Raw genomic sequence first — 6,371 nt, forward strand, 5'->3', positions numbered from 1 at the left:
GACGTTATTAGTTCAAATTTGTAGGAGAATTCTTAGTTAAAGAATTTATCAAACCACCATCTTATGAAAAAATTATACTATTTAAGTTTCAGTCTATTATTTCTGACAGCTGTTTGTTTTGCCGAAGTATCTAAAAAGGAGAAGAAAGCGTTAATTGATATTTATGAGACCGCCAATGGTACTCATTGGGTAAAAAAATGGGATTTAAAGACTCCGGTTTCTCAATGGCACGGTGTTACGGTAGAAAATGATAAAGTAGTAGAAATTAATTTGTTCCATAATAACCTTATGGGCCCAATATCTCCTCAAATAGGAAATTTACAAAGCCTTAAGGTTTTGAATCTTGCATTCAATTCATTAACGGGTTCTTTACCTGCAGAAATAGCAAACTTATCTAATTTGAAAGTTTTAAAATTAGAGATGAATAGGCTTAATGGTGAATTGCCAGAAGGTATTGGTAGTTTAATACAATTAGAAGAGCTTTCAGCTTTCAATAATTTTTTTACAGGTAAAATTCCAGCTACGGTAGGTAACCTTACAGGTTTAAAAGTATTGAACCTTTCAAGTAATGAGCTTTATGGTGACATACCAAGTTCATTAGGTGCATTATCTCAATTAGAAACTTTAGGTCTATTTGAAAATAGATTAGAAGGAGCTATACCTAGAGATATGGGTAAACTAAGCAAGTTAAAAGAATTGGTTTTGGCAAATAATAGATTTGTAGGTGATATACCTAATGAGTTTGCTGATTTGGCAAGTTTAGAAGTATTTCAAATTCAGAATAATAATTTCAGTTCTTTCAAAGCTTTAGAGTTTTTAGAAACGAAAGAGTATTTGGTTTTTGACTATGATAAAGATGATAGAAAATTAGAGTTTAAAGATGTCAACTTCAGTAAAACCAGAATGGCAGATACGAAGTTCGAAGATATAGAAGAGTAAGAGTAGTTTACACTTTTAGTTAGTTTGGTGAAAGAAAGAGATGTTGAACAGCATCTCTTTCTTGTTTTTTAGCATTATTGCTAGTTATGTATCATAAATTTATTTTTTGCGCGTTATAATAAAAGTACTTTTTACACTAGTTCTGTTGAATAGCAGTCTTATAGCGTAAATGGTATGAGTGAAGTTCCCCCAAATAATATAATTTTTTCAGTATGAAAAATGTTCTAACCAATGCCTGCTTAATTTTTGTGCTGACTTGCAGTTTTGTGGTCAATGCACAAATACCTAAAAGCGAAAAAGAATACCTATTAAATTTTAATAAAAGTACCATTGGTGATCAATGGCAAAATAAATGGGATGTAGAAGCAGACCCATCAACTTGGTACGGTGTAGAGGTTACTGATGGTCATGTCACAGCATTAAAGCTATATCGTAATAATCTTACAGGAGCTATTCCTGAGGGTATTTCAGCGCTATCTCATTTACAAACATTGAATCTTGCGTTTAACGTTATCGAAGGTAATTTGCCAGATGATATATTTCAATTAGAAAATTTGACATCTATGCGTTTAGAGATGAATAAACTTACAGGTAATTTACCTCAAGATTATTCAAAAATGAAGCAATTAGAAGAGCTGTCAATGTTCAATAATTTATTGCAAGGCACAATTCCTAATGGTATCGGAGAGCTATCGAATTTAAAATCTTTAAATCTTTCAAGTAACTATTTAGAAGGAAGTCTACCGAAGTCAATTGAAAAATTAAGTAAGTTAGAAAGGTTAGAGCTTTTTGGTAATAAACTTGCGGGTGCTATAGAAGTAGATTTAGGGCGCTTGGTAAATTTAAAAGAATTGATTCTATCATATAATCAGTTCGAAGGTGATTTGCCAATGGGTATGGCAACTTTAAGTAATTTAGAGTTTGTACAGTTACAGGGTAACGATTTTAGATCTTTAAATTCGCTTTTAAGAATGCAAAGTTCAAAATTAGCAGTTTTCGATAGTGATGATGAGTTTTTAAATATGAAATTTGGTGCAACAGAAGCCAGTAGAACACGAATCGTAGACACGAAATACGAAGATGTAAAACGAAACTAAAGAAGTTGAAATATAAACAAAAAGGGATGCTTTCGCATCCCTTTTTTTGTTTTTGAAAATCTTATTTAAAGATAGTTTTATGATTACTTTAACCATTAAGTCTTTCATTGCCAGAAGTGTTTTTTCGTAGTTTCGCCGTTGATTAATTGATTTCCAAAAGTTTCAAGTTAAAGTCTATTAAAATTGCAGTTCAATTTTAACAATACTTTGATTGTTTAAAGACATGAAGAGCTGAATTTAAGACGTTAGTATTGATATTTTATGGAAATAAAGTTCTGGAAAGATATTTAAGAATTGAGCTGAAATAGTGTCAAAGTCGTTTCACTTCGAAATTTGGTCGTTTCATTTCATTCGTAAAAATCTAACCGATATTAAAAAGTATTTTTGACCCTGTGTTTTTTGAAATACGCTTATAAATTATAATAAAATGCGAAAAATTATTTTTACCGTTCTAGGTATTTTACTAATTGTAGTATCCTTTTTTCTAGCAGGAGCTATTATTGATAGTAAGAAAACTTTCAAGCCAAAATCTGAGAAAGTAGTGAAAACTGTTTTTACAGAGGTAGTAAAAAACGGTACCGTACCAATTGTAGTATCTGCAAATGGTAATCTGACCGCGAAGCAACGTGTAGAGTTATATGCTGAGGTGCAGGGTGTATTTAAAAAAGGAAGTAAGCTATTTAAAGTAGGACAGGCTTTTCGTAAAGGCGAGACCATTATAAGTATCGATGCAAATGAATATGCAGCAAGCGTGCAATCTGCAAAGAGTAATCTTTTTAATCAGTTAACGGCAGTAATGCCCGATTTACGATTAGACTATCCAAATATCTATTCTAAGTGGCAAGATTATCTTTCAAGCTTCGATATGTCAAAAACCACTCCGCCACTTCCGGAAATGGCTACGGAGAAAGAAAAGTTTTTTATATCAGGTAGAGGTATTTTAACTAGTTTTTATAATGTGAAAAATTTGGAGCAACGTTTATCTAAGTATCGTATAGTGGCTCCGTTCTCAGGTGTTCTTACCGAGACTTTGGTAACCGAAGGGACTTTAGTTAGATCAGGTCAGAAATTAGGAGAATTCATTAACACCGAAATATACGAACTTGAAGTTGCTATTAGTAAACGCTATACAGATCTATTAAAAGTAGGTGAGTCTGTAGAGCTTACCAATTTAGATGATAATAGTACATATAAGGGTAAGGTTACCAGAATAAGTGGTAGTATTGATCAGCTGACGCAAACGGTAAATGCGTATATAGAAGTTGATGATAAGAATTTGAGAGAAGGCATGTACCTAGAGGCAGATTTAGATGCCAAAAAAGAGGAAAATGCTATTCAGGTAGATAGAGGGTTATTGTTGGAAGGTAATAAGATATTTATTGTACGAGACTCGGTACTTGATAAGATCGATGTTAATCCTGTTTATTTTTCAGATAAGAGTGTTGTACTTAAAAATGTACCCGATGGCATTACAATAGTCTCTAAACCAATTAGTGGTGCATTTACAGGTATGGCTGTGAAAATTTATGCTGAACAACCAGAAAATACTAAAGAATAATGCGTAAACTGATAGAATATTTTATTCGGTATCATGTTGCCGTTAACGTAGTTGTAATATCTTTTGCCTTGTTCGGGATTGTTGGTGCCAAGGCCTTGAAGTCTTCTTTCTTTCCGTTGACGGATTCTAAGAATATTGCCATTACAATTACGTATCCAGGTGCATCGCCACAAGAGGTAGAGGAAGGTATTGTTCTTAAAATTGAAGATAACTTAAAAGGACTTGAAGGTGTTGATCGTGTAACCTCTACATCTAGAGAGAACAGTGGTACAATTAATGTAGAGATCGAAAAAGGAGAGAATATCGATTTCATGCTTTTAGAAGTAAAGAATGCGGTAGATAGAGTACCTACTTTCCCAACAGGTATGGAGCCTTTAATTGTTTCTAAGTTAGAAAGTGTTCGTCAAACCATTTCTTTTGCTATTAGTGGTAAAGACATTCCGTTAGCAACATTAAAAAGTGTTGGTAGAGACATTGAAAATGACCTTAGGGCGATGGATGGTATTTCTCAAATATCAATATCTGGGTTCCCTAATGAAGAAATTGAGATTGCCGTCAATGAAAATGATCTTTTAGCATATGGTCTGTCGTTTTCAGAAGTAGCTAGTTCGGTTGCGAATGCTAACATACTGGTAACAGGTGGTAATATTAAAACAGATGCCGAAGAATACTTAATACGTGCTAATAACCGGTCGTATTACGGTAGTGAATTAGGTAATCTCGTAGTTCGCGCTGATCAATCTGGTAATGTAATTCGTTTAAAAGATATAGCTGTTGTCAGAGACCGTTTTGCAGAAAGTCCTAATGCAACATTTTTTAACGGTAACCTGTCTGTAAGTACAACTATAACGAGTACTAATAATGAAGATTTAATAGCAGCTGCAGATCAGGTAAATGAATACGTAGTTGAGTTTAACGAAAAGTATAACAATATTAAGTTAGATGTCGTTTCTGATCAATCTACAACGTTAAACCAAAGAACACAGTTACTAACAGAGAATGCTATAATGGGTATGGTGTTGGTATTAATATTTCTATCTCTGTTCTTGAATACTAGATTAGCTTTTTGGGTAGCCTTTGGTTTACCTGTTGCGTTTTTAGGAATGTTCGTTTTTGCGGGCTTCTTCGATGTTACCATCAATGTACTTTCATTGTTCGGTATGATTATCGTTATCGGTATTTTGGTAGATGATGGTATTGTTATTGCCGAAAATATCTATCAGCATTATGAAAAGGGTAAATCTCCAGTTCAAGCTGCTGTAGATGGTACTATGGAGGTATTGCCTCCTATTATTTCTGCGATTATTACAACGATTCTAGCTTTCTCTATATTCTTGTTCCTTGATAGTAGAATTGGTGAGTTTTTTGGTGAAGTATCGGTTATTGTAATCTTGACATTAGTGGTGTCGTTAGTAGAGGCCTTGGTTATTTTACCTGCTCACTTAGCACATTCAAAAGCATTACAACCAATAGATAACAAGCCGAAAAGTGGATTAGCAAATGCATTTGCAAAGCTTAGGGTAATCAATGAATTTGGTGACCGATTAATGGTATGGATGCGTGATAAATTATATACTCCGGTATTACGTTTCTCAATGAATCATAAAATATTCATGTTCGCTGTATTTGCATCTGCCTTTATTTTGACATTAGGGTCAGTTGGTGGTGGTATTATAAGAACGGCGTTCTTTCCAAGAATTGCGAGTGATAGAGTGGGTATAGAATTAGAGATGCCAAATGGTACTAATGAAAAAATTACAGATTCTATAATCTCATTAATAGAAGAAAAAGCCATGATTGTCAATAAAGAATTGACAGAACAATACATAGTAGGTTCAGATAAAGAGGTTTTTGAAAATGTAATCAAAAGATTGGGTCCGGGTTCATCTTCAGCAGTTTTGACGATTAACTTGTTACCAGGTGAAGAAAGACCAAACGAAATTTCTGCCGATATGGTTACCAGTAGGTTAGAAGAACTAGTTGGTCCGGTTGTGGGTGTAGAAAGTCTTATTTATGGTTCTGGTGGTAATTTTGGTGGCTCACCGGTATCGGTTTCCTTACTAGGTAATAATATCGAGCAACTTAAAGCAGCAAAGGCGGAGTTGAAAGGAATTTTGACCAAGAATCCAAGGTTAAAGGATATTGCAGATAATGACCCAGCTGGTATCAAAGAGATTCGATTGACTTTAAAAGAGAATGCCTATTTATTAGGATTAGATCTTCAAGCATTAATGACTCAAGTTCGTGCGGGTTTCTTTGGTGTGCAAGCACAACGTTTTCAGCGTTCTCAAGATGAGATTAGAGTTTGGGTACGTTATGATAGAGATGAGCGATCGTCAATATCCAATTTAGATGATATGCGTATCGTTACTCCGTCAGGTGATCGAGTTCCGTTAAGTGAGATTGCAGATTATACTATTGAACGTGGCGATGTAGCTATCAACCGTTTAGAAGGTAGGCGAGAAATTCAAGTTTCTGCCGATATGAAAGATGTAAAGGATAGCCCGACAGAAATCATGACCGAAATTCAGAATGTACACATGCCAGAGATACAGTCAAAATATCCAACGGTAAGCGCATCATATGAAGGTCAAAATAGAGAATTAGAGAAATTAACAGGCTCTTTAAAGTTGGTGGGTTTCACGGTAATATTGTTAATCTATATCACCATTGCATTTACATTTAGAAGTTTCAGTCAGCCATTAATGCTACTATTGTTAGTGCCATTTAGTTTTACGGCAGTTGCATGGGGACACTGGATCCACGATTTTCCAATA

At 34.3% G+C, this 6,371-nt stretch carries 4 protein-coding genes; all 4 read left to right on the forward strand.

Annotated features, from left to right (window positions below; all coding sequences use genetic code 11):
• Window positions 1-63: 63 nt before the first annotated feature.
• On the forward strand, window positions 64-939 hold the full coding sequence (locus Q4500_RS15550; RefSeq protein ID WP_303600517.1) for a hypothetical protein: 876 nt from the start codon (window positions 64-66) through the stop codon (window positions 937-939).
• Between the two features lie 212 nt (window positions 940-1,151).
• Complete coding sequence (locus Q4500_RS15555) at window positions 1,152-2,036, forward strand: hypothetical protein (protein ID WP_303600518.1); 885 nt, start codon at window positions 1,152-1,154, stop codon at window positions 2,034-2,036.
• A 427-nt stretch (window positions 2,037-2,463) separates the two neighbouring features.
• Complete coding sequence (locus tag Q4500_RS15560) at window positions 2,464-3,594, forward strand: efflux RND transporter periplasmic adaptor subunit (RefSeq protein WP_303600519.1); 1,131 nt, start codon at window positions 2,464-2,466, stop codon at window positions 3,592-3,594.
• A partial coding sequence (locus Q4500_RS15565; RefSeq protein ID WP_303600520.1) for an efflux RND transporter permease subunit occupies window positions 3,594-6,371 on the forward strand: 2,778 nt, incomplete at its 3' end. The genes Q4500_RS15560 and Q4500_RS15565, both read left to right, overlap by 1 nt.

It is taken from the genome of Maribacter sp. 1_MG-2023 (assembly GCF_030547005.1).
Lineage (GTDB): Bacteria > Bacteroidota > Bacteroidia > Flavobacteriales > Flavobacteriaceae > Maribacter.